General features: G+C 35.1%; 29 protein-coding genes, 1 tRNA gene and 2 pseudogenes. 11 read left to right on the forward strand and 21 right to left on the reverse strand.

Annotated features, from left to right (window positions below):
* Positions 1–12: 12 nt before the first annotated feature.
* Positions 13–366, reverse strand: coding sequence for an Asp-tRNA(Asn)/Glu-tRNA(Gln) amidotransferase subunit GatC (gene gatC / locus WP_RS01135; protein WP_007302647.1), 354 nt, complete (start codon positions 364–366; stop codon positions 13–15).
* The gene (locus tag WP_RS01140) at positions 356–1276 is read right to left on the reverse strand and encodes a ribose-phosphate diphosphokinase (RefSeq protein ID WP_007302646.1); all 921 of its coding nucleotides are present in this window, start codon (positions 1274–1276) and stop codon (positions 356–358) included. Before WP_RS01140 ends, gatC begins: the two co-directional genes overlap by 11 nt.
* A 286-nt stretch (positions 1277–1562) precedes the next feature.
* Here WP_RS01140 and WP_RS01145 point away from each other — a divergent pair, with 286 nt between their 5' ends.
* Complete coding sequence (locus WP_RS01145; protein ID WP_007302645.1) at positions 1563–3563, forward strand: AAA family ATPase; 2001 nt, start codon at positions 1563–1565, stop codon at positions 3561–3563.
* A 346-nt stretch (positions 3564–3909) separates the two neighbouring features.
* Here the strand turns inward: WP_RS01145 and tkt are convergent, their stop codons facing one another.
* Positions 3910–5874, reverse strand: coding sequence for a transketolase (tkt, locus tag WP_RS01150; protein ID WP_007302644.1), 1965 nt, complete (start codon positions 5872–5874; stop codon positions 3910–3912).
* Between the two features lie 113 nt (positions 5875–5987).
* Here tkt and rpsD point away from each other — a divergent pair, with 113 nt between their 5' ends.
* The 9 genes and pseudogenes from rpsD to WP_RS07060 form a co-directional block, all read left to right on the forward strand.
* Positions 5988–6602: a 30S ribosomal protein S4 gene (rpsD, locus tag WP_RS01155; protein ID WP_006012690.1), complete on the forward strand. Its 615-nt coding sequence runs from the start codon at positions 5988–5990 to the stop codon at positions 6600–6602.
* 10 nt (positions 6603–6612) lie between these two features.
* Positions 6613–6699 (forward strand) — tRNA-Leu (locus tag WP_RS01160).
* A 20-nt stretch (positions 6700–6719) separates the two neighbouring features.
* On the forward strand, positions 6720–6914 hold the full coding sequence (gene iscX, locus WP_RS01165) for a Fe-S cluster assembly protein IscX (RefSeq protein ID WP_007302643.1): 195 nt from the start codon (positions 6720–6722) through the stop codon (positions 6912–6914).
* 340 nt (positions 6915–7254) lie between these two features.
* Positions 7255–7635, forward strand: coding sequence for a hypothetical protein (locus WP_RS01170; protein WP_019078566.1), 381 nt, complete (start codon positions 7255–7257; stop codon positions 7633–7635).
* A gap of 9 nt (positions 7636–7644) precedes the next feature.
* Positions 7645–7968 carry a DUF721 domain-containing protein gene (locus tag WP_RS01175; protein WP_007302641.1) on the forward strand — a complete coding sequence of 108 codons (324 nt, stop codon included), beginning with the start codon at positions 7645–7647 and terminating at the stop codon, positions 7966–7968.
* A 54-nt stretch (positions 7969–8022) separates the two neighbouring features.
* Entirely contained in the window at positions 8023–8337 is a 315-nt protein-coding gene (gene rpmB / locus WP_RS01180; protein ID WP_007302640.1) for a 50S ribosomal protein L28, read from the forward strand.
* Positions 8330–9202 carry a lipoyl synthase gene (gene lipA, locus WP_RS01185; protein WP_007302639.1) on the forward strand — a complete coding sequence of 291 codons (873 nt, stop codon included), beginning with the start codon at positions 8330–8332 and terminating at the stop codon, positions 9200–9202. Before rpmB ends, lipA begins: the two co-directional genes overlap by 8 nt.
* A gap of 294 nt (positions 9203–9496) precedes the next feature.
* Positions 9497–10369 carry an IS982-like element ISWpi16 family transposase gene (locus WP_RS01190; protein ID WP_007301954.1) on the forward strand — a complete coding sequence of 291 codons (873 nt, stop codon included), beginning with the start codon at positions 9497–9499 and terminating at the stop codon, positions 10367–10369.
* A gap of 15 nt (positions 10370–10384) precedes the next feature.
* A pseudogene (locus WP_RS07060) lies at positions 10385–10668 on the forward strand (transposase); the annotation flags it as partial.
* Between the two features lie 14 nt (positions 10669–10682).
* Here WP_RS07060 and WP_RS01195 read toward each other — a convergent pair.
* Both WP_RS01195 and wmk read right to left on the reverse strand, forming a co-directional pair.
* Positions 10683–10940, reverse strand: a pseudogene (locus tag WP_RS01195) (DNA repair protein RadC); the annotation flags it as partial.
* A 164-nt stretch (positions 10941–11104) separates the two neighbouring features.
* Positions 11105–12022, reverse strand: a complete 918-nt coding sequence (gene wmk / locus WP_RS01200; protein ID WP_012481766.1) for a WO male-killing family protein Wmk — start codon at positions 12020–12022, stop codon at positions 11105–11107.
* 120 nt (positions 12023–12142) lie between these two features.
* Here wmk and WP_RS01205 point away from each other — a divergent pair, with 120 nt between their 5' ends.
* A complete protein-coding gene (locus WP_RS01205) occupies positions 12143–13036 on the forward strand; it encodes an Rpn family recombination-promoting nuclease/putative transposase (RefSeq protein WP_007301821.1) in 894 nt (297 codons plus the stop codon).
* A gap of 361 nt (positions 13037–13397) precedes the next feature.
* Here WP_RS01205 and WP_RS01210 read toward each other — a convergent pair whose 3' ends face one another.
* The 16 genes from WP_RS01210 to WP_RS01280 form a co-directional block, all read right to left on the reverse strand.
* Complete coding sequence (locus WP_RS01210; protein ID WP_007301820.1) at positions 13398–13958, reverse strand: hypothetical protein; 561 nt, start codon at positions 13956–13958, stop codon at positions 13398–13400.
* Positions 13959–14103: 145 nt separating this feature from the next.
* Positions 14104–14271, reverse strand: coding sequence for a hypothetical protein (locus tag WP_RS07515; RefSeq protein ID WP_007301819.1), 168 nt, complete (start codon positions 14269–14271; stop codon positions 14104–14106).
* Complete coding sequence (locus WP_RS01215; protein WP_012481767.1) at positions 14271–15062, reverse strand: baseplate assembly protein; 792 nt, start codon at positions 15060–15062, stop codon at positions 14271–14273. Before WP_RS01215 ends, WP_RS07515 begins: the two co-directional genes overlap by 1 nt.
* Before the next feature lie 2 nt (positions 15063–15064).
* Positions 15065–15400, reverse strand: a complete 336-nt coding sequence (locus WP_RS01220; RefSeq protein ID WP_007302878.1) for a GPW/gp25 family protein — start codon at positions 15398–15400, stop codon at positions 15065–15067.
* 2 nt (positions 15401–15402) lie between these two features.
* Positions 15403–15657: a PAAR domain-containing protein gene (locus tag WP_RS01225; RefSeq protein ID WP_007302877.1), complete on the reverse strand. Its 255-nt coding sequence runs from the start codon at positions 15655–15657 to the stop codon at positions 15403–15405.
* Positions 15657–16121 (reverse strand): phage baseplate assembly protein V, encoded by a 465-nt coding sequence (locus tag WP_RS01230; RefSeq protein ID WP_007302876.1) that lies wholly within the window; start codon positions 16119–16121, stop codon positions 15657–15659. Before WP_RS01230 ends, WP_RS01225 begins: the two co-directional genes overlap by 1 nt.
* Positions 16108–16584: a hypothetical protein gene (locus WP_RS01235; protein WP_007302875.1), complete on the reverse strand. Its 477-nt coding sequence runs from the start codon at positions 16582–16584 to the stop codon at positions 16108–16110. The genes WP_RS01230 and WP_RS01235 overlap by 14 nt, the downstream gene beginning before the upstream one ends.
* The gene (locus WP_RS01240; protein WP_007302874.1) at positions 16581–17078 is read right to left on the reverse strand and encodes a phage tail protein; all 498 of its coding nucleotides are present in this window, start codon (positions 17076–17078) and stop codon (positions 16581–16583) included. Before WP_RS01240 ends, WP_RS01235 begins: the two co-directional genes overlap by 4 nt.
* Position 17079: 1 nt before the next feature.
* Positions 17080–17385: a head-tail joining protein gene (locus tag WP_RS01245; protein WP_012481768.1), complete on the reverse strand. Its 306-nt coding sequence runs from the start codon at positions 17383–17385 to the stop codon at positions 17080–17082.
* Between the two features lie 97 nt (positions 17386–17482).
* On the reverse strand, positions 17483–18487 hold the full coding sequence (locus WP_RS01250; protein WP_012481769.1) for a major capsid protein: 1005 nt from the start codon (positions 18485–18487) through the stop codon (positions 17483–17485).
* Positions 18488–18512: 25 nt separating this feature from the next.
* The gene (locus tag WP_RS01255) at positions 18513–18884 is read right to left on the reverse strand and encodes a head decoration protein (RefSeq protein WP_007302934.1); all 372 of its coding nucleotides are present in this window, start codon (positions 18882–18884) and stop codon (positions 18513–18515) included.
* Positions 18885–19025: 141 nt separating this feature from the next.
* Positions 19026–20072, reverse strand: coding sequence for a S49 family peptidase (locus WP_RS01260; protein ID WP_012481770.1), 1047 nt, complete (start codon positions 20070–20072; stop codon positions 19026–19028).
* Positions 20072–21490 carry a phage portal protein gene (locus tag WP_RS01265; RefSeq protein WP_007302936.1) on the reverse strand — a complete coding sequence of 473 codons (1419 nt, stop codon included), beginning with the start codon at positions 21488–21490 and terminating at the stop codon, positions 20072–20074. The genes WP_RS01260 and WP_RS01265 overlap by 1 nt, the downstream gene beginning before the upstream one ends.
* On the reverse strand, positions 21491–21715 hold the full coding sequence (locus tag WP_RS01270) for a gpW family head-tail joining protein (RefSeq protein ID WP_007302937.1): 225 nt from the start codon (positions 21713–21715) through the stop codon (positions 21491–21493).
* Positions 21705–23540 carry a phage terminase large subunit family protein gene (locus tag WP_RS01275; RefSeq protein WP_012481771.1) on the reverse strand — a complete coding sequence of 612 codons (1836 nt, stop codon included), beginning with the start codon at positions 23538–23540 and terminating at the stop codon, positions 21705–21707. Before WP_RS01275 ends, WP_RS01270 begins: the two co-directional genes overlap by 11 nt.
* Positions 23540–25012, reverse strand: coding sequence for an ankyrin repeat domain-containing protein (locus tag WP_RS01280; RefSeq protein WP_012481772.1), 1473 nt, complete (start codon positions 25010–25012; stop codon positions 23540–23542). The genes WP_RS01275 and WP_RS01280 overlap by 1 nt, the downstream gene beginning before the upstream one ends.

The following is a 25012-nucleotide window of genomic DNA, read 5'->3' on the forward strand; positions in this document are numbered from 1 at the left end:
TCTTGCTTTATCTTAATCGTTTATAACCTTCGGTACTACGAAATACCCATGCTCTGATTTTGTATTGGATAATATTTCTTCTTTAATGTTTTGAGAATTTATAATATCATCGCGTACATGAATATCCTTATCTATAGTTCCATAACGCATAGGAGAAACACCTTCAGTATTAACTTTCAACAAAGTATCATGTATCCAATCCAGCATTGTCAGTTCTTTTGAGTAGTATTGAATCTCATCATCGGATAACTTAATCCTCACAAGCTGTGCAGTTTTAAGCATTTCTTCCTTAGTAATTGTTATTTTTCTCTTATTTGCAAATTCTATTAACGAAGTGATAACATCTTCTGTTGATCTAGCTGGCACTTTTACCTCCTTGCATAAAGCAAATTAAAATATTTGCAATTGAAACAACCTCTATCTTATCATTTTTTTCAAATTTGTGAAATACGGTGTCCGTAATTACTAATTTATCCAGAGAAGAGGAAGAGATTTTCTCAACTGCATTTCCTGAAAGTATTCCATGTGTAATGCACGAAACTACAGACTTTGCTCCTCGATTTTTTAAAGCAAGAGCTGCATTACATAATGTTCCGCCAGAGTCAACTATATCATCAACAATGACGCAATTTTTGTTTGCAACTTCTCCGATTACATTCATTACCTCAGATGTACCTGCTTTTTCTCTATATTTATCTACTACAACAATATCATTATCCAACTTGTGTTTTTCCTCTAAAATCTTTGCAAAAGCACGAGCTCTGCCAATTGCTCCAACATCAGGCGCAACTATTGCCAAGTTTTCCTTGTATATAGAGTTAACAAATACTTCAAAACAGCTTAGATTAGTAACTGGTATATCAAAAAAACCTTCAATTTGACTTGAATGCAAATCAATAGCAGCAACACTGTTTGCACCAGCTATTTGAATAAGATTTGCAGTTAATTTAGCACTTAAAGCAGATTGCATATTATTGTTTTTAATAACCCTATCCTGCCTACTGTATCCGTAATAAGGAATAATAGCTGTTATTCTCTTGGCTCCAGATCTCTTTGCTGCATCAATTGTAAGCAGAAGCTCCATAAGGTTATCATTTACAGGGGAAGAAAGAGATTGTACTATATATACTTCTTGATTACGTAGATCATTTGCTACTTCTACATTTACCTCACCATCGGCAAATCTTGACACCTGATTGGGGAATAGCTGAGCATTTAGCCCACTTGCTATTGAATCTCCTAATTGTTTACTAGCGCTACCTATTATTACCTTCATATATACCAATTAAGTTTTGAAAATTATACAGAAACCATGGAATGATTAAAACTTTATTCTTGCTGCCAAGTAGCTCATAGAAACGGAAAAGTTACTCGAAACATTTCACCAGTTTCCTTATCATGCAACTTGTTCTCACAAAGGTACGTACTGTTTTTCTACTTAAAAATAAAGTAAATTTTTTATGATACTGAGCATCTTCTATAATTTTTCATTTGATTTATTAAAAATTTGACAATTATTAAAATATAGACTAAAATATTTATATATTTAATGGAGAAACGAAATGAATTTTAATGAACTTGTTAAAAACGGCTGTCTAAAATTGGACTTTAAAATAATAACCGTAAGTGAATTAGTAAGCTTTTTAGAGATTAATTCTCATATTACAAAGCTTAGTTTAAAAAGCTGTTATATTGGTGATGAAGGAGCAAAAGCTTTAGCTAATGGTAATCTTGCAAACCTTACTCAACTTGATTTAAGTTGGAACAGTATTGGTGATGAAGGAGCAAAAGCTTTAGCTAATGGTAATCTTGCAAACCTTACTCAACTTGATTTAAGTTCGAACAGTATTGGTGATGAAGGAGCAAAAGCTTTAGCTAATGGTAATCTTACAAACCTTACTTCACTTGATGTAGCTTTGAACAACATTGGTGATAAAGGAGAAAAAGCTTTAGCTGATCTTAAAAAATTTAATGTTAAAGGTATAAAAAATTTTGGAACAATAGATAGTTTGATAAATAAACTCACACAAAGTAACTCTTCAATAGAAATTTTTGATCCAGCTAAATCGGAAAATAAAACAACACTTGATGATATTATAATTCCAGAAAGCGTTAAAAAGGAGCTAAACAAGATTCTTGGTACTATTCCAGAAAGAAATAAAGAATTACTTAAAAAGATAGGTTACAAACCAGAAAAAGGCTATCTTTTTTATGGTCCACCCGGAAATGGTAAAACCAAAATTGCTCGTGCAATTGCATGTCAAGCTAATGCAAAGTTTATTAGTGTTTCTGCATCTGAATTTCTGAAATCGTATATTGGTGAAGGTGAAAAGCACGTAAGAGAAATTTTTAAAAAGGCAAGAGCAAATGCTCCTTGTATAATTTTTATAGATGAAATTGATTGTATTGCTACAAAACGTGGTAGCGGTGGTAGTTCTAGTCATGCTCAATTATGCGACAGCCTTGTGAATCAGTTTTTAACCGAGCTCGATGGTTTCAACTCACTAGAAGGTGTAACAGTGATTGCTGCAACTAATCGTAGAGATGTTTTAGACAAAGCGTTTATTAGGCCAGGCCGTCTCTCTAATCATATTGAAATTCCTTTGCCAGGTCGTGCCCAGCGTAAGGATATATTGAACTTATATATAAAAAAATTCAAAGTTATTGAAGGGTTGGAAGTTAAAGTAGATACTAAAAAACTTGCAAATAAAACTGATGGTTTCTCGGGAGCTGAGTTAGAATATTTAATAGATGAAACAACAAGGGATATTATATCTTTTTTTGAAGGTGAAGGAAAAATCACTATTGATACTAATAACTTCATTCAGGCAATTGAGGAGAAGAAATCTAAAGAGCCTGAAGGTGAGCAAGTTAATAATGATCTAGAGTCACTCAATAGTCCTGTTGATAATGAAAATAATGTAGAAAGTCATAGCTCTGCAAATAGTGGTCCAAATGTTGTAGATACTCAACAGTTGGCTAAAGTGACTAAATTACTTAATGGTATACAAACTAAAATTAATGCGCTACAGAAAGAACGTGAGGAAAGATTTGAAGAACTTGACTCTGAGAACAGCTACTTAAAACAGGACCTAGATTCTGTAAGGAAAGACTTAATTAAAGTAACTCAATGTACTAAAGAATACACTCAATTAAAGGATGATCTAAAGACTATCACTGAAAAATATACTCAACTACAGAGTGAATTCGAGAATATGGTAACAACCGAACTCAAGAAACATGAAAGCACACTAGAGAAGCGTTTTGAAGATCTACAAGAACAATTTGAAGGTAAAAATAAAAAGCTAAATAGTAAATATGAAAAATTCTTAGGAGCAAGCAACAATAGTAAAAGGCAAGGTAGTTACGCCTCTATTTCTTTTGTATTATCTGGAGCATCTGCTGTTGGTGCAAGTTTGACAATGTTTCATTTAGCAATGTGTCTTTCATTCGCTGTAGCTGCATTAATTTTTCTTGCAGCAGGATGTTACTGTTTGTATAAGGCAAATACAACACTTAGTAATGTTGAAATTGATCAAACTACTAATCTTGTAGTTGTTTAGATAGTTTTTAGGCTTTTAAATCTGTACCTGTTTGGCAAGTTAAAAAGTCCTTGCTGGTGCTGTAGCTTAAATTGAAGAAAATGGCGGAAGTGTAGAGTGAGGTAGTTTTTGATCAAAAATTTAAGATATTTTTAAAAAAACCACCTTTCTTGACGCGTATGAACACTCCCAAATTTTTTATAGGTTTGACTTCACCTGATTTACAAATAGAAATTGGTTGAGTGTTTGCCATTTATTCTTATAAACAGCATTTTGCTTTTTTTAGCACGTAGCAATTCTTGAATTCTATGATATTATTTTTGTAAAATTGTTATATATATCATAATAACGGCACTGGCTGAGTTCATTAAGTAATTTTATGGGCAGTGGAATGATAAAAAGCGTTTTCACAAACACATTTTACTACATAATCAGCGCTAATATTAAAATGCTTATAAAGAGCTTCATAAGGTGCTGATTCTCCAAAATTTTTCATGCCAATAAATATACCGTTTGAACCTATATATTTATGCCAACCCACTTCACTTCCAGCTTCAATTGCAACTTTAATACTATCATTATTTAATATTACCCCTTTATATTCATCACTTTGCTCGTCAAAAAGCCTCCAACACGGCATAGAAATGACCCTTGTACCTACACCTTTTTCCTGTAATTTTTCTCTTGCCTCAACTGCAATTTCAACTTCAGATCCGGTAGCAAATATCGTCACTTCTAGCTTCCCTGAATATTCGCATAGTATATATGCACCAAATTTTGATAGGTTGGCCAATTGGTCAGTATAAGAGTGCATGTAATTAATATTTTGCCTTGAAAGCGCAAATAGTGCAGGTGACTCTTTTTTTTCAAGTGCAATGCTAATGCACTCCAAAGTTTCAATTGCATCTGCTGGCCTAAAAACATACAGATTTGGTATAGCTCTCAGAGAAGCTAAATGCTCTATTGGCTGGTGAGTTGGACCATCTTCTCCTACTCCAATTGAGTCATGAGTCATTACATATATAACCTGCTGTTTCATCAAGGCTGAAAGACGTATAGCAGGGCGGCAGTAGTCGGAAAATACTAAAAAAGTTCCACCATAAGGAATAATCCCACCATGAAGAGCCATACCATTCATACAAACTGCCATAGCGTGCTCTCTCACTCCATAGTGTACATAAGAGCCACTATAATTATTACTATCTATTGCCTGCATATGCTTATATTTAGTACAATTTGAACCGGTAAGATCAGCAGAGCCACCAATTAGTTCTGGCATAGACTTAGTTAATAGTTCCATTACTCTGCCGAAAGAAGATCGAGTAGCTTCGTTTGGCATTAGCTTACATATTTGTTTCTTCAGATCAGCCAAATCACTCTCGATATTATTCGGCAAACGTTTCTCAAGTCTTCTTTGTAGTTCTTTATTGATCAAGGATGTATAGTTTTGCTTTGCCCTCTTAACTGTTTCTATCCAAGCGTTTCTCACATCTTCTGGTACATGAAATGGTTCATAGTCCCAATTTAATTTTTCTCTCATCTGTTTTACATCTTCCTCTGTAAAGGCACCACTATGAGCAGAAGATGTGCCAGCACGGCTCGAAAATTTTCCGATAATAGTTTTGCAACAGATTAGTGTAGGTTTATCAGACTTTTGCGCCTGCTCTATTGCAAGGGATATAGCATCAAAGTCATGCCCATCGATTTTGTCAACATTCCATCCATACGCTGAAAAACGCTTTTCTACATCATCAGAGCAAGAGAGGCTAGTAGAACCGTCTATAGAGATGTCATTGTCGTCAAAAAGTGCTATCAGCTTATTTAATTTAAGATGCCCAGCAAGGGACGCTGCTTCATGGCTTATACCTTCCATAAGACAACCATCTCCTAGCATTACATAAGTGTAGTGACTGATTTCAAACTGCTTTTCAAGAATCGATTCAGCAAGTGCCATGCCAACAGCAGTGGCAAATCCCTGACCAAGCGGGCCTGTTGTTGCTTCTATACCAGAAGTTAAGCCAAATTCTGGGTGACCTGGAGTTTTTGATGTAAGTTGCCTGAAGTTTTTTAGTTCATCTATACTAATGTAGCCTGTCAGATATAATATAGAGTATTGCAACATTGAACCGTGACCATTTGATAGGACGAAACGATCTCTACTGATCCATTGAGAATCATCAGGGTTATGGTTTAGATATTTAGCAAATAATACAGTGGCAACATCTGCCATGCCAAGTGGCATACCTGGATGTCCAGAATTTGCTTTTTGTACTGCATCAATTGATAAAAAGCGGACAGCATTTGCCATGGATTTTAGTAGTAGATGATTCATGTATTAATAGGAAAACTTAAAAGTGAAGTATACTATATCATAGTGGCAAAAACAAGTTGACACTTAATGTTAAAATCATTAATAATTTATAGTTAGATTGTGAGAATTTTTGTATGACAACTGTTATCAATAGAAAGTATAGAATCAGTCGCAGGCTTGGTGTAAACTTATGGGGTAGAGCAAAAGATTCGGTCAATAAAAGAAAATACCCTCCAGGTCAGCATGGTATTCTTGGATTTAAGAAGTTATCTGATTTTGGTAAGCAGTTTGCTGCACATAAAAAATTTAAGTTCTACTATGCAATTTCAAGTAAGCAGCTTAGACGTACATTTTTAGATGCCTACAAAAGAAAGGGTTATACGGCTGATAATTTTATTGGTGCCTTAGAATCAAGGTTAAGTTCTGTTTTATATCACTCTGGTTTTGTGCCAACAATTTACTCGGCAAAACAGCTTATATCTCATAAACATGTTACAGTTAATGATAAGGTGGTTAACATATCAAGTTATAGAGTGAAGCCTGGTGATATAGTAAAAATAAGGGAAAGAGCAGCAAAAATTCCTATATTAATAGAGGCTGAACAAAAACAAGAACGTAAGGCTCCAGATTATTTAGAGGCAGACAGCAAAGCACTTTCAGTGAAGTATTTGAGAGCGCCTCAATATTCCGAAGTCCCCTATTCAGCAGACATGGAAGTCAATTTAGTAGTAGAATTTTACTCTAGATAAACAACATAAGGCCCGTGTGGCGGAATCGGTAGACGCAGCGGACTTAAAATCCGTGGGTTTTGCGACCTTGGGAGTTCAAGTCTCCCCATGGGCACCAGTTTAATTTATTAAAAAAGTATGAAATGGCTTGATATAGAAGATATTGCAGAAGCTCTAGAAGAGAAATTTCCAAATGAAGATATAATTAGTATTAGATTCACTGAACTTAAAAGAAAAGTCTTGGATTTAGAAGAGTTTGATGATGATGAAAAGTATTGTAATGAAAAAATATTAGAGGCCATTCAAGCAGCTTGGATTGCAGAAAGATCTTAAAAAACAGATAGCTATAAGAAAATTACTGCATACAGTAAAAAGATAATCTTCTTGGAAATACTATACTTTACTCGAATTTTAATTAGCTTCATAATAATTTAATAAATTACAATTAAAAATGATTACAAGTTAGGCAAAAATATACAAATACTGCTTTTTATGTGTGAAGCTGGAGGTGTAGTTATTGTAAATCAGCTACAATCCAAGCTAGCACTACTGGAACTGACAAATAACTCCAGGATATGTTAAGCCTAACGGATGATAAAATTTGATTTGTGAGGTTGTTATGTTTAAAATATACCAATATTGTATATCTTCTAGGTTACTAAACATTTGTTTAATGTTGTCTACAATTGTGTTATTAACCGGTTGTTTTGCAACAATTCTTTCGGGTTCTACACAAGAGATTAAAATGAAAGTAGTAGATGATAACGATAACTTAGTAGAAAAAGTCAAATGTGTCATACGTGACCCATCTGGAACGAATCATTCTCTCACATCTAACCCTGGAATAGTGGTTATTCATCGAGGTTCGGGATCATTGTTTGTTGATTGTAAAAAAGAAGATTATAAACAATTAAATGTGATGGTAGGTGAAAGTTTTAATAGCGTTACCTTATTGAATCTACTATGGTTACCTGGTTTTGCTGTCGATGCAATTACTGGAGCTTATAAACAATATCCATCACACTATGTTGTGAATATGACAAAATCTGATTAATAGAAAACTATGCTTAAATATAGCGGGCCAAAGAAATTAAAATCTATAATAGAAAACTATGCATTAAAATGCATGAAAAATAAGATCAGCAAAAATGAAATACGTCTTATTTTAAACTGGAAAAGTATAGTTGGAGAGGAATTAGCAGAATGTACAAAACCACAAAAGATCTCATACGCACAAAACGTAAATTCTGGTGTTCTGCATCTGTTAGTAACAAATGGCAGTAAAGCATTAGAAATGCAGCATATGGTTTCTCTTGTAATAGAAAAAATTACAGTGTTTTTTGGCTATAAAGCAGTATACGGTATAAAAATCAAGCAAGGGAGTTGACTATTTAACTATATAAGGTTAACCTAGTTACATAGGATAAATTGGTATATTGAAGTGAGTAGAATTTGTGAATTAACAAATAGAAAAAAGTCTTTTGGTAATAAGGTATCGCACTCAAATCGTAAAACAAAGCGTACCTTTCTCTTAAATTTACATAAGGTTACATTAACGAGTAATATATTAGAAAAAAAGTTTAGCTTTCGTATAGCGACAAGAACTTTAAGAACTATAGATTACAAAGGTGATCTTGATGCTTTCTTGCTCAACACAAAAACAATCAAACTAAGTAAAGAAGCGCAAAAGATAAAAAGAAGACTAAAGAAAGTTTTAGCAAAACAAGAGGTAGAGCTAGCTGTTTCAGATGCATAGTAAGCCTACATGGCTCAGAGCAAAAGCTCCAGCTGGTAAAGTATTCAATGAAACCTTAAACACTGTTAAGCTACATAACTTACATACAGTATGCGAAGAAGCTGCGTGTCCAAATATTGGTGAATGTTGGAATAAACGTCATGCTACTGTGATGATTCTCGGTTCTGTTTGTACTCGTGCTTGTGCGTTTTGCAACGTTGCAACTGGCATTCCTGATAAGCTCGATCCTCATGAACCAGAAAATTTAGCAAAAGCAATAAAAAAGTTAAATTTAAAGCACGTTGTCATTACCTCTGTTGACCGTGACGATTTATCAGATGGTGGTGCAAATCAGTTTATAAGGTGTATAGAAGAAATTAGAAAGATAACTTCGGAAACAACAATAGAGATTCTCACTCCTGATTTTTTAAATAAGAAAGGAGCATTTGAAGCAATAGCTATTGCATCACCTGATGTTTATAACCACAACATCGAAACAGTACCAAGGCTGTATGCAAAAATAAGACCAAGAGCTCGTTATTTTCATTCACTATATTTGCTAAAGATGGTGAAACAGATTAATCCTAAACTTTTCACGAAGTCAGGGCTTATGGTTGGTCTTGGAGAAACAAAAGAAGAAATCTTTCAGGTTATGGATGATTTACGTAGCGCCGAAGTTGATTTCATTACAATTGGTCAATATCTGCAACCAACTCCAAAGCATGCAAAAATTGATAGATATGTTACTCCAGAAGAGTTTGAGCATTATAAATATATTGCTTATTCTAAAGGCTTCTTGGTAGTTGCATCAAGCCCATTAACGCGGTCATCGTACCACGCTGAAGAAGATTTTAACAGACTTGCTGCTGCTAAAACTTCAACCTAATTTAACCTATCTGTTCAAAGAAATGTGCACTCCCTTTCTTTTCATTCAAGTAGCCTCTTATCCTTCCAGTAGCCCATCGGTGTTATTTCAGTAACACCTGTTATTCGAGTAGCCTAACACTGAAACCAAGAGGACTGACCAGGCAATCAGAACTGGTCACGCGCTGGAATGACACCGTCATAAATTGCTAGGCCTTCATAACCTCAGTTATGGATTAGAAAATAGATAAAAGTATAACTAAGAAGAGGGAAACAGGGTAAACTCGAGTATTTTAGTAATAATAAGAGGTTACCCATGAAGAAAGATATTACAGAACTGTACTGTTGCGTCGAGGATTTTTGTCGTGCGGTAGATGATAATTTTGCAAATAGGTTCTTATCAAACGGCAAAAAACCAACCAGAGTACCAGAAATAGCGCACTCAGAAATTCTAACCATAATCCTGTTATACCATAAATCACCATGTAAAAACTTCAAGGCTTTTTATCTTTGTTATCTTCAGTTATTCTATAGATCAGAGTTTTCAAAGCTGCCTTCATATCACAGATTTATTGCCTTAAAGCCGCGAGTTTTGTGGTATTTAGCATTACTTTTGCAATGGTTCTGTGAACAAGCGAAAATGACCGGCACTTCCTACATCGACACCTCTACGATTGCCGTTTGCCACAAAAAAAGGATCTCTAGGAATAAAGTTTTTAATCATCTAGCAGAAATTAGTAAGAGTACGTATGGTTGGTTTTTTGGCTTCAAGTTGCACTTAGTGATTAACGAAATTGGTGAAATTCAAGCACTTACCCTAACCAAAGGTAACGTTGATGACAGAAAACCTTTACCAACTCTCACTAAAAGACTGACCGGACTTTTGTTTGGAGATAAGGGCTATATAAAGAAAGAGCTTTTTGAGAAACTCTTCGATAGAGGCCTAAAGTTAGTCACTAAAGTAAAAAAAGGTATGAAAAACGCACTAATTTCACTTAAAGAGAAGATTTTATTAAGGAAAAGGTCGATTATTGAGACTGTTTTTGATTCCTTGAAAAACAAATTTGAGATTGAGCATACAAGACATAGATCGCCAACAAATTTCCTAATTCATGTTTTTTCTGTTCTGATTTCCTACTCCATGCAGTCCAAAAAGCCTTCTATTTCTATGCCTTTCTTTATCGGCTAATCCATAACTGAGGTTATAAAGAAAGAGCTTTTTGAGAAACTCTTCGATAGAGGCCTAAAGTTAGTCACTAAAGTAAAAAAGGTATGAAAAACGCACTAATTTCACTTAAAGAGAAGATTTTATTAAGGAAAAGGTCGATTATTGAGACTGTTTTTGATTCCTTGAAAAACAAATTTGAGATTGAGCATACAAGACATAGATCGCCAACAAATTTCCTAATTCATGTTTTTTCTGTTCTGATTTCCTACTCCATGCAGTCCAAAAAGCCTTCTATTTCTATGCCTTTCTTTATCGGCTAATCCATAACTGAGGTTTCTAGCGTTTCCTTAACACACATAATCATTGCTACTGCAGAATCAGTCACTCCTTCTATAACTTTCAGGTCATCCATTTCTCTACCTAAAATCCTTCCTACTCCCGTATAAGTGTTCACCAGATTTTTAGCAATTTCTTGAGCTTGTGGCCTTTCATGTACTGCACTTAAAAATGTTTCCATTATTTCACGATCAAGTAGTGCTTTGCCTTTGCTTTCTAATATTCTGAATTCGATTTCTTCTTTACTTTTATTCATATAATTTACCTTTCACTAACAACAAACTTTTTTTAGATATTTACTGCTGTTTTTTATCAGCATTGGCATAGAGCCATAGCTTTCGAGTGAAGTCAAATCAATTTTTAAATCTTTTTTACTTATTTTTTCATCAAAAAGTGAAGATATTAATATATGATGATTTTTTATTGTTGAATTTCGCCTAAAGAGAGGCCTGTTATTTGCAAAATAATATCGGTAGAAATTTCTCCTTTCACTAAATCCTTTGCAATTTTCATCTTTTCTACTCTTTTTACTTTTTCTTCGCAAATTTGTATGCTTTCAAACAGAAATTTTATTAGCGCATAGCGTAATTCTTGACTCTCAATTTCTTTGTATTCTTCAATTAAATTCGGTAATTCATTTTCCACTTTATCATCTGCATCCTCTGTTAGTTCAAGTAGGTCCATGATATTAATCGATAATGTTTCCGCTATTGCATACAATTTTTCCAGTGGAATAGCCACACGTCCTTGTTCATAGTTGCTTATTTCGTCACGTGTTGTACTCATTTTCTCTGCTAAATCTTTTTGAGTATACCCTCTCACTAGCCTCCATTCTTTTATCTTTTTGCCTATTTGGCAGTAAATAGAACCAACTTTTTCTTCAACACATTCATCAACAGAGAGACCAATTGTTTTTGCAACAATATCAACAGAAATTCCTGCTTTAACCATACCCTTTGCAATTTTTATTTTTTCCGATTTTTTACTACTTTTCTCACTAACTTTGACAAATTTGGTTAGTAAACAAAACATCTTACGTAACTCCTGATCATTGATCTTTTTATATTCTCTTACTAGATCTAATATTTCTTCTTCCTCATCTTCAAGACAGATTTTTTCATTTGATACAGGAATTAGGTCTATAATATCAACCGATAACACCTTTGCTATAGCATATAACTTTTCAATCGAAATTTTACGTATTCCTTTTTCATATTGTAGTACTATTTGATATGTTACACCGATTTTTCCCGCTAAATCTTTTTGAGTATATCCTCGCTTTAGCCTCCAGCTCCTTACTTTTTGTGCTATCTGATACCTTATTGAGATGTTTGCCATAAATATTATAGAGGTTAATACTACCAAATAAAGATATACAAAAACTTCTATGTTTGAATTTTAGTTGAATATTTCTTCACAATTGTGTATAATTATTAATGCTTTTTATCTTACTTTCTCATGGCTCTTTCTAAATTTCTTGATGCACGCAATGATTATGCCTTTAAAAGAATATTTGGCACTGAAAAGAATAAAGATATCCTCATTCATTTCTTGAACGATATTTTAGGCTTTACTGGTTTAGCTGCTATTCACGATGTTGAATTCTTAGCTACCATTTTGGACCCTGAAATTGCCGCTAAAAAGCAGAGTATTGTCGATGTTCTTTGTAAAGACTCTCAAGGTTCAAGATACATAATAGAAATGCAGTTTACTAAGACCAAAGGCTTCGAAAAACGCGCTCAATATTATGCTGCCAAAGCCTACTCAAGTCAAGCTGATCAAGGTGATAATTATCATAATCTCAAGGAAATTATCTTTATTGCTGTTGCTGATTGTATTATTTTTCCAGATAAGGCTGATTACAAATCTAATCATGTCATTTTAGATCAAAATAGCTTTGAACATGACTTGAAGGATTTTTACTTCGTATTCATAGAACTACCTAAATTTACAAAGACAAAAGAAGACCAACTAGAAAATATAGTAGAAAAATGGTGTTATTTTTTCCGATATGCAGCAGAAACAAGGGAAGAGGATCTAGATAAGATAGTTGGTAGTGACGTAATAATAAAACGAGCTTATGAAGAGATGAATAAGTTTAATTGGTCAGAAGAAGAGTTACTAGCATATGAACAAATGAAAAAACGCATAATGGATGAGATTGCTGCTTTTGCTCAAAAATTTGATGAGGGTCTTAGAGTTGGTCAAGAAAAAGGTAGACAAGAAGGTAGGCAAGAAGAAAAAATCGAAGTTGCAAAAAACTCACTCAAGGCCGGTGTCTCTATTGATGTTATCGCTCAAATTACCGGTCTCTCTCATTCTGAAATTTCACAACTCAAAGAAAAAACATAATATTCTTACTTATTCACTTCAATATTTATGAAAACCTTTCCTAAGTTAAACGTACCACATAATTAAGAGTCTAATGAACTGTCTAAAACAGCTATAAAGATAGCACACAGAATTATATAAATTACTATCATAACGTTACCCAAACTTCTATATCAAAGCTACGTACTGTAAGTTTAATATGGATAGTATATTAACCATTTATTCCCCAACTCTAGTCTTGTATTCCCACTTCATTCATGTTAGTATTAGAACCATCAAACTTGCTACTGGTATACCTAATTATTTTGTGGCTAATTTTGCCACCTTCACTTTAAATTTTCCACAACTTGGCATATTATAGCTCCACTTCTTATATTATAACCTACCTATTGAGATTACCTTCAAGTTTGGTTACTCCTATATCAGAAAGACAAGTTGATACTTCCTTTGGTAGAACATTTGTACAAAAGCACTTCTTGCACTTTTCTAAAACATTATCTAACCCAACATTACCACTAAATTCAACTCCTCTTTCAAGACTTGCTGTTATTTCTGGATATGCATCTTTAAGTTCAACACGTATTCTCGCTTGTTCTTTTGAATCTAGGTTTCTTATTTTATCTTCTACAAATGAATTAAATTTTTTCAGAGCAAATTCAACTGCAACTCTTCTGCTTGGCACAACTTCTACTCCTTTACTCATTAAATCTTGATAGCGCCTACTTGGAGTATTATCTAATGCATCGGCAACACAACTCGCAAGGGCAATATTTTCATTATTTAGGAATTTATTCCAACCAACAGATGATGTACTTTGTGGTATGTTTTTATTATCACTTTTTACATTATTCTTGTCTGCAATGTTATATTGAGCAGGTAATCCAGGAATTATAGAAAAAGTGCTAGCTGCTAAGTTTTTTGCCCAAGAAATATAACTACTCATCCATGAAGATGGTCTTATGCCACTACTTGCCGCTATTTCAGATTTATTACTTGAATCTATAGTACGAGGCTGGTGTGATAAGTGATGAGAATTATGATCTCCATGATGATGACGGCGTTTGCGTTGTAAAGGTTCCTCTCTCTCTTTATTGAGCGCTTCCTCTAAATAATTTACAATATTCTTCGATTAACCAAGGTAATATTCTTTCTTCTAATCTAAATTTAAACCCTCTTATCCTGCTTGGATCAACCCTATAATCTGTTGCATCTACTAGCGCTTTTTCTTGTTTTGTTGCATTTGGGGGTAATAGCATTAATTCAACTCAATCTTTAAATTTCGCAAATTTGCACACTCATTACCTAGCACAACAACATCCTCTTTTGGCTCGATTAATTCTACGTTTTCTACACCATCTACAAATAGATTCGCTATTATCCACGATCTTGTTACACTCCACCCTAATCTTTTTGCTAATTCAAACTTCTCAATAAACTGCTTCTTGATTTCCTCCTTCGATATTACAGGACTTATGCTCATTCTGCTGTGAATATCTATTTCCGTAATATTGCAACCAACTACTGTTACTGTATCTGTTAAAACCCTTATATCATCTCTAGTAACCTGCTTTTTTACAATTTCTAGTAGCTCTTCTGACAATATGCCAGTTTGTGTTGATAAGATTGAAATTTGTACTTTTCCTGGTATAGGTGATTCTACTAGTGCATCTTTTACTCTACTATCTGCTGACAGTGCATGATATTTATAATATTCCTTACTTCCTCCTGTTGACCAACCTGCTATTTTTGCTTTTACCCTCTTTCTAAATCTTTCATCCTCTTCTTCTTTTTCTCTCTCTACTCCATAAAATTCAGCCAAATTATCAAGATCTTCTCCCTTTGCAAATTTCAGTAAATTACTCTTTACTGCTTCGTTCATCCTTTGTCTGAGCAAAAGTTCTCGCCATGCTGCTACCTCCAGAATCTTTATCGCTGGATCACTTTCCACCAATCCTGTAAAGCTTGCATCCCGACTCACTAACTCTTCTTTCATTCTGAAAAATATTTCCTCAAAGTTCAGTGGTTCGATAATATTTGGCTGCTGCATTTTTAAACAACTACTCCATTAATATTTATGAACTTACCTTCTGAAAGATAGACACCTTCTAAATTCAATGTTACTCTCCCTTCTTTTACTTCTGTTATCTTTACTTTTTCTAACTTAAATCTCTTCTCAAATTTCCCCAGTGCTTCTGCTGTTGCTGCATAGATTTCCAAAGTTAAATCTCTATTTATTGGCTTATCTACTAATTCAAATAGTCTTGACCCATAATCTCTCCTCATTACTCTGCTATTAATAGGGGTAGTTAAAATATCTACGACAGATTGCTTTAAATGCTCTATTCCTTCTAACGCTTTTCCTGTTTTAGCATCCATACCCTTCATTTCTATTTTGCAAAAACGCTTTCACTGCCTTTTATTACTTTAAACCCACATGAAACTATATCTCCTACTCTTCCTATACTATAGCCATTCGCAAACACTGTTTTTGACCCTTCAGTTAATGCTCTTCCTTCTGTAAAATTATCTCCTTTACGGCAAACTGGCTTACCATTTACAAAAACATTGTTACTGCCACTAACGCAAAAATGTGGTGTTGCTTCTGCACAATGATCTCCTACTCGCACAACCGATTTATTCATCAATTAAGGTTTATTTTATCTGCCTTCAATTTTATTCCACTTTTTGTCATTTCTATACTTGATTCCCCAGCTTTCAGTGTTACTTTGTCCATTACTTCAATCTCCAAATGATGCTTCTCTTTATCATATAACAGTCTTGTTCCATCCTGAAACTTCACACTATTTATTTCTTTTTTATTCTCTGGTGCAGAGTACTTTTGTTGATATATTCCAGGAAGTACTACTCCTAAAGATAATTCTCCCAGCGGGGAAAGTATAACTACTTGCTCATCAATATCTGGCGGAGACCAATCTCTATCTTTTCCTGCTTTACTTGTTATCCATGGCAACCAATCTGTTAAAAATTCTCCTATTTTAACTCTTACTTTTGCTTTTTCATAATCTATTTCTTTTACCACTCCTATACGAATAACGTTTGCTAGCTTCCTATTCAGCTCTGAAATCGCAAAACTATGATCCAACATGTACGTTACCTATCTCTATAATATGCGGCTTAATTCCAGTTTCTGACCACACTGATTTACCAATATGTATCTCATGAACCCAATCAACTACCCAAACAAGATACGCATCTAATTCTGGCCTAAATCCGTCAATTTCCGCAGAGATAAATTCTCCTGGTGAAACATTTTCCACATTCCAAGTATTTTTATTTACTACTCTCGCAACCTCAGCAGCTAATGTTCTAACAATAACAGGGGCATTTTCTATTGTGCTATCAATCACAATTCTTGCTTCAAATCTTGCTTTCAGCGCTAATTCTTCTGTTCCAGGATCATGTCCTTTTTCAAATCCGCTAAGTTCCACAAACACCGCTGGCGCTAATAATTCTTTCCTTATTGCTGGATAAATTTCGCACGTCTGTATTGCTGATATTTCTTCTTTTAACTTAGTGCAAATTGCTTTATGTAAATCTTGCCAATTCATATAGGTGTAATGTAACTTAATTCGCGGTGGAAGAATTTTTCAAATACCTTTTCAACTTCATAATTAACAAAATTTTCTATTATCCTTGAAGCCTCAGGTTCGAGTGGCAACTTAACTTCCTTTATTGGCAATGCTGCTCTTCCTTCACGTTTAAACATACCGCTATTTCCTTTTGGCATAACTGCTGCAAATCCTCCTATAAACTCATGCTTTCCTACTTTCGATCCTCTTCTTGTTTTTTGTATTTTGCCAATTGTCGATGCTCTAATGTCATAGAGATTTGCTCTAATTAACACTTCTAATCTGCTAGTTTTTGCCTTAAAAATTCTTAATCTCTTTCTTATCAAACTTTTCTTTTCCTCACTGATTTTCTTAGCTGCTTTTGATTTTAGCCATAGTGCTGTTCTGTTTAACGCTCTCACTATTGCTAATTCTATTTTTTTTCTTTTAGCATTTGCACTTTCTATTACCTCAACTTCTATATGCACAGACATTTTACACCCCAGACGCTTCGATTCGCCAGATCATTCCAGATTTATCTCTAAGTGGTAGTGAGTGCACCTTATACTTACAGTTACCAATAACGAAGATATCTCCTACCATTGGCTTTAATATATCAAAGACACTCACCTCCAAAATCAACATCTCCCCCACAAATTGTCCTTCACCAATCTCGTATAATTTATCTGGCTGTTGCTTTAATACTTGTACCATGTACGCCTTATTTTTCGACTCATACAAAGCTACTTCTCCTAAATGGGCAAAACAATCTTCTAATAATCGCTTAATATTCTCTTGCATATCTCTTTTTGATATACTAACCTTTACATGCTAAGAAAGCGCATACCGGTAGAGTCGTTCTGTGCCTCACCTACCTTGTAGTTACTCTACCAGTATGTTAAGCTATAGCGACTTTTACTAATACGCCAGGTCTATGGCACATTGGCAGAGGATTTGACTGCGTATGTAAATCTGTTCCTCTATCAAATCTTCTTGGCTCTTGTTTTGCATATAGTGGCTGTCCTAGTGTATTTACTGTTTCATTAAAATCTGCTGGTGCAAAATATGTTGTAAATGTGCTCGCTGTTCCTAGTGGAAAACAGTGCCCTGTATCTTTCTCAATAAATCTTCTCACCGTTCCTTCAGGGTCAGTTGCTTGCCCTCTATATTCCTCAAACGTTATTCCACAGAACGTAAACCCTGACCTCATATCATTCCGAAGCGCTGCTCCTTCTTGCCATCTCTCATATGCTTCTTTCACTTTAGTATGAGAAGTAAGTGCATCAAAAAACTCAGGGCTTATGAGTGCATGAATTCCCGTCATATATTCACCACTTAAGTTGTCTTCAATATGTCGCAATACTTCCAGACACTTACGCTTTACATCAGTTGTTGCTGTTCCAAGGGCAAAATTTACTACTTTTGGCGTGATTTCAAATTCGTTGTACAGATTTAATAATTCACTGCCATCTGCGTCCAGAATTATTCCTTTCAGCGCTCCCATTCGCAAATGCTCTAATGTTATTGCGTGCTTGTTTCTCATTAGCTGTAAATGGTCAGTTATTACGTCTGCAAGCGCTTTAAGTTCACTCTCTGATCCAAATGCCCTTATTCCTTGTACTTCCTCTGGCAGTACTACATCATCATGTGGAATATGTGGAATCGTAAACGTTCTTACCTTTCTTTTTCCTCTTTTTCCTACTGTTGCTGGCGCCCCTGGAACTTGCGTTGGTAGTAAACTTAAAACTCCGTTATGTTCTTCTATTGTAATATGTCTAAATCTTACTGACCTATTTGGAAATAAATTTAAATTTTCAACCCGTCCATAATTTATCGGCAATATATTCATCGCATTTGTTAGTGCCGTCATGCTAAATGCTGTATTTGTAAATGGATTTTGCATTCTTTTTCCCCCTTATTAATTTAAGTTACACTCCCTTGCGGACAATGATCCCTCGTCCTTCAAGTTGCTTTATTGCTGCAGCTTTTTGCTCTTCAGTGATACCTGCTGGCCACACAACTGCATGATCTGCTAGTATTGCACCACGAGTAATAATTACTGCTTTGGAATTTTCTGTCGCATTTACATCACTTACTATTGCACCTATTGCTGTTTGTGTGCCATCTGTTCCAACAGGATTAAGTACTCTAATAAAACCATCTTCCGTCTTTTTGGCAACTACTTCACCAAGCTTAAGATTTTGACCTTTAGCTACTGTTATTTGATCTCTTGAATATAGGTTGGACACTTCATATTTCAGAAGATCGCCTAAATTATTTCCTTCAGTTATACTTATCATGTCTTTTTCTCTCCTTTTTTTATTTTTTTACCGCCGTGTTTATAAATGCTATACACCGCAGTTATTACCTTATAATTAGCCATTATGGCACATTTTGGACACTTATTTACCGCAGAGCACTATATATGGCGGTTATAAAATTTAAATGCACCGACTTTTCGCTACCTGTGTCATCAAATCTTCCTGCGAATTCTGTGGTATTGCACTCAGTATCTCTGTCTTTTTCGTTCTCTCTGCAAGTAATTCCATTAAAACTTCCCTCGCTTGCTCAATACTTACACCCTGCTCAATAAATTCTCCTATTTTCTCTGGCATTCGTGATAAGTTACATAAACGTATTAATTCAACAATTTCAGTACGATACTTAGTTAAATTATCAGTTTCTAGGTCATCAATTTCTAGGTCAGTTGTAGTTTGTTTATTCATAGTATTTTCTCCTTTGTTAATAAATTCAAAAAATGTTGTAACTCCATCTGCAAGACCTATTTCTACTGCTTTCTCGCCAAAATATAGACCTGCTTCTGTTGATCGAATCTTTTCAATTGAAAGACCTCTGTTTCTTGCTATTAGCTGCACAAACATTTCATATAGTCGGTCTACTTCTTTTTGTAAGCTTTCCAGACTTTCAGACGTCATTGGCTCATGTGGATTTAAATCATTCTTTCTCTTGCCTGCAAAAATAGTTGTGTATTTTATTCCTTGCTTTTCATCAAAACCGCTTTGGTCAATGTGACTTGCAATAACACCTATACTTCCAACACCAGAGGTTCTACACACAAAAACCTTTTCAGCGCTTGAAGCTATAGCATATGCAGCAGAGTACGCATCATCATTTGCTATCGCTATTATCCTCTTTTTTCCTCTTACACCGTAGATAAAATCAGCTAGATCAAACACTCCATTTACTTCTCCACCTGGACTATCTATGTCAAGTAGAATCGTCTCTATGCTTTTATCTTCTAAAGCACTCTCTATCTCTTCATGAATATTTTCATACGAAGTCATATCTAAAATATGATCAAAAGCTTCTGTTTTTTTTGTCAAAACTCCATAAATACGTATTATTGCTATTCCTTTTGGGTTTATATGAAAATGCTTTAAGTTCTTAAAGATAGGTTGTTTGCTATTATATAATGATAATAGTTCAAAGCTTCTTCTCTCTACCATTACTGGTTTATTTATCCACATCACCTTCCTTCCCTTTTATGATTAATGTCAGAATCGAAACAAAGTCCAAAAGAATCAGCTCGCTTTTGATCTTCGGCAATCTCTTGATCAATTTCTTCAACATCGTAACCCAATTCTGAAACAACTTCTGAGCGACTCTTGAAGCCATTTCTTACTGCCATCTGTTGTGCTTGTTGATCTTTCAGTGGATCCACCCAATCAAATCCCTGTGGTATCCATTTTACTTCTTCTTTCGCTGCTTTTGCCACTTTTTCATCTATACGGAGTTCTCCACAAAGTACTGCTAACTCTAGCCATCTACTCCATACTGGTCTACAAAATTGGAATACCATAATGTTATGTTGCAGCATAGCGCATCGACGACGAAACTCTATCAGTCCTGCTCTGATTGATGAATAATTAACACCGGTTAAATCTCCTGTTAGTTGTTCGTATGTTATCCCTGTGCCTATTGCTATTGCCCTCAGTTGCTGTCTCATGAATGCTTCATAACTTCCTCCAACATCAGACGGCTCTGAAAATTTTATGTCTTCTCCTGGGTCTAAAAGCTGCATTGTTCCAGGTTCTAGGCCAGATAGTGCTACTCCTTGCTCATTACTTTCACCTTCTCCTAAAATATTTGCCTCAGGATCGAGTCTCGTAATAAATCCAGCAAACATTGCTGCAGTTTTCTTTCTTACCAGCTCCGCATCATCGTACTGATCAAGCTCATAAAGCTTTAGCAGTATATTAGAAAGCCAAGGTTCTCCTCTAATTTGTCCAGGCCTTAAAGGTTTATAGATATGTAAAACATCATTTGCCGGTACTCTAACTGATTCTCCAAACGAACCTTCACCTGGGTGCTCTCTAAATAAGTAATAAGCTTCTCTTTGCCCAAGTCGGTTAAATTCAATGCCACTACGAATAATATTGCCATTTGCAAGTGTTTGATTGCTTTTGTTATCTAAATGCTCTGATTCCAATACTTGAAGTTGCAATGGTACAGAAAATCCATCTTCGAGTTTACGATTTCGGAGGCGTACAAAACACTCTCCACCTTCTATCATACTTCTGCACACTAGAGCTTGTAATCCATAAAAATCACTTACTCCACTACTGTCTGCTTCATCTGTCCATTTCAGCCATAATTCTTGTACTTTCTTTCGAAATTCTGCATTCTTTGCTTTTGATTGCGGCTTTATTCCTGTTCCAATAGAGTTACTTACTATTGTATCAATAATATTTGCTGCATATGGATTTTTTCTCACCATATCACGTGATCTACTACGTAAAGTTTCAAGGCTTTGAGACAGCAAATTGTTTATACTTCCTAACTCTGGTTGAAAGTGAAAAAATCTTCTTCCTGAACCTGCTGTATCCCACGCTGAGCTTTTTATCTTTGGTTTGTTAAATAATTGCTTGAAGGTTTTTAGCAGCATTTATAAAATTCCTTTACTCGTTGAAAAAACAATTTTCCTCTTTGGCCTCATGCCTGCAACTTTTAACTCAGCCTTAATTCGTTGTCTTAAATTCAATAAATCATTTATTTGAACTTCCCCGTACCTCACAACATGGTCACCATATGCAATTGAGACAACTCTTTCTCCGCTTTGCAGTTTTTGAATTGCTTTCTCAACTTGAGTTAAATATTCTTCACTGTACATTTTGATTACCAAGCCACTTACTCTGTATTACTTTTTTAGGCTTTTTGCTTTCCATTTTTCCACTCAAACTATTCCATTTACTCTCTGGCCAACGATCAATTCCAAGTGCAATAGATGCTGCTCTCGCATAAATTCGGCAATCTAGCACTTCATTTCTTTCTCTTACCTTTTGCCACTCTTGTTTGGTGTATCCTTTTACCACTTTGCTGACTAATTGCTCTGCCGTTAGCTGCTTAAAATATTCAGGTGCATACTCGGGAAAATGACAGTATCCTGCTGGAGCTTCTTCACCGTCCTTTAAAACATTAAGTAATTGAAAAAGTTCTGACTTTAATATCGATACTCCTACTGGCCAGAGCTTTATTCCTCTTTTCAGCTTTTGACCACCAACTGTTATATCAACTCTACTTGGGCTGCTAAGTGGCACTAGAGCTTTATTTACACCTTTGACTGCCATTACTCTTCCAGAGCCCTGATGACCTCTTACCCAGTTGTATACTTCCTGCGTTGCATACCCTGCATCAACCGCCATCATGCTTATCATATATTCAAGCCCATTTTCACCAATAAAATGATGATTTAAAAGCTCAGAGAGTTTTCCCCATACTTCCCTACCTCCTGTATCTCCTTCAAATACTCGGTAGTCTATTGACCAACTTTCACGGCTTTTTCCCCATGCTACAACTTCTACTTCTAACCGATCTTTTTGGACATCTACTCCTGCTGTGAGAACCACTTCACCTTTTGGTACTGTGCCTACGGGAAAAAATTCTCTCCTGTTAAATAATTGCTTCCAATCAGGTACTTCTCCTTTATCTACCCAAGTTTCTCCAAGCGTAGTATTTATCCAAACTTTCAGTAATTGTTCACTTTCTTTTGCATGCAGAAAATCCTCTACTGCTTGTTGCCAACTATACCACCCAACTGGACTATAAAGACTTGAAAGATGAAATCCTTTTTTCTCCCCTTCTTTTGCCTCTGTAGCTCTCCATTCTCCACGTTCTAGCATCTCTGTCTTTTGATGATTTTCTATTTTGCCGCTACATTCAGTGCAGACATAATGTGCTGTTCTTGAGTCGTTATTTTCCCATTTTATTTGTGACCATTTTAGAACTTGATAGTAATTACAATGCGGACATGGTACAAAAAAATATCTCTTATCTGTTGCTTCAAATTCTTTCTCAATTCTGCTTATTCCATGAATCGTTGGCGTTGATACTAAAAAAATCTTTCGACGTGCAAATGTATTAGTTCGAGCAATACTGAGCAGTACTGGATCTCCTTCTCCTCCTGAATCTCCTGGGTAGGCATCTATTTCATCAAGAAAGAGATATTTTACTGGCATGGATCTTAGTCCTACACTGCTATTTGCTCCGGTTATTACTACTATTCCACCTGGAAATTCCTTACTTTGCACAGTATTGCCTGAATCTCTTGACCTTGGGTCTTTTACTTTACTTTTTAAACATGGTGTACTCTCTATTAACGGCGCAAATCTTCCTTTTGACCAACGTTTTCCCATTTCAACTGTTGGCTGCACAACTAACATTGGACCAGGAGTCTGATCTATAATATAGCCAATCCAATTGTTACCTGCTTCTGTTCCTCCAATCTGCGCTCCTTTCATGAATACTACTTTTTCTGCTGGTGAGGACGGAGAAAGTGAATCCATGATTTCTTTAAGGTATGGCGTTCTCTCTGTTCTCCATTTACCTGGCTCTGATGCTGCAGTTGGCGCTAAAACTCGATACTCATTCGCCCACTCTGATACTTTAAGCTCTGGATCTGGTCTTAAACCTTCAGAAAAAGCTCTAGCGTATATCATTATCTGCATCTACTCACAATTGCAACATCATTAACAGTAGAACTACACTCCTCCAGTTCCATAAACATCTTTTTCTGAAATTCCTTTTCTATATATCTTTTGTTCATCTCACTTACCATTATTGCTACAACAAGCGCAAATATCCCTGTTATTGTTGCAAAAATGATTGCACTGCTTATTGTTGCTGCTGTTAAACCTATATATGCTGCCATTGCTACTGCGCTAACTGTAATACAGATGCAGATAATATTATTATGTTTTTTCATCCTTTTATCTGCTATTTCTCTCTGTGCTATATATTTATTATGAAGGGTTGGAAAATTAACAACGGTATCTCTGCAGAGTAACGCTCCATTTTTTTCATTAAATAAAACTTTTAGTAATTCTAAATTATTTGACTTGATTGCTAAGTGCAGAACAGGTGTATAGTTTGCTCCTTTTTTCAGCAATAACTTCACTACATGTAAATGCCCTTTTTCTGCAGCAAGATAGATCGGTGATAGACTCTTATTATTTGAAATATCAATATCAATTTCTTCTTTTAAGATAGACTCTACAAGCTCAATTTCTCCTCTTTGTGCAGCTAAATGGAGTAGACTATTCTTTTCAGAACCGTATTTATTACTTATCAAAGCCTTCTTTATCTCAGGTTTAGCGTAATCAAATGGTGTCTTGCCACTATCGTCTTTTACCAGAGGGTCTATATCTTCTCGCGTTAGTAAAACTTCTATTGTTTTCAGTCTTTCAGCATAATGTAGTGGTGTTTTATTTTCGTAGTCTTGCAAATTGACTTGAGCATTAGGCTCCCTTATTAAGCATTTGAGGATATCCAAACACAAATCTCTTTCATCGTAATTAGTATTACTTACAGCTATATGAATAGGTGATAATTTCATTGAATTTTGTCCTACACGTGCGCTATTTACATCTGCTCCTAGCTCCAGTAATAACTTTACTATCTCTAATTTTTTGTTGTTAACTGCATAGTGCATCGGTGTCTGATTTCGTGCATCAAAAACCTCGATTTCAGCATTTCCTTCTCTGACTAAAATCTTTACAACTTCTACATGTCCAATACCAGCTGCCAAATGTAATGGTGTATGAAATATTGCATTACGCGAATTAACATCGATGCCTCTATTTATTAGGTACCTTACAGCATTTACCTCACCCACCATTGCAGCTAAATGAAGTAAGCTATCTTGTTCTGACCCGTATTTATTATTAATTAGCGCTTTTAATATTTCTGCTTTTTTTCCTTCTTTAGCGTAATCAAGAGATGTTTTGCCGTCATTATCTTCTACAAAAGGATTAATGTTCTTCTTCGTAAGTAGCAGATCCACCATGCTTAATTCGTCAAATTCTATAGCGCAATGTAGTGGTGTCTTGCCATTTAATCCTCTAACATTAACATCTAATCCAGGTTGATTAATGAGGCACTTTATTAATTCTAAACTTAAGTGAGCAGACAT

Source organism: Wolbachia endosymbiont of Culex quinquefasciatus Pel (assembly GCF_000073005.1).
Classification (GTDB): domain Bacteria; phylum Pseudomonadota; class Alphaproteobacteria; order Rickettsiales; family Anaplasmataceae; genus Wolbachia.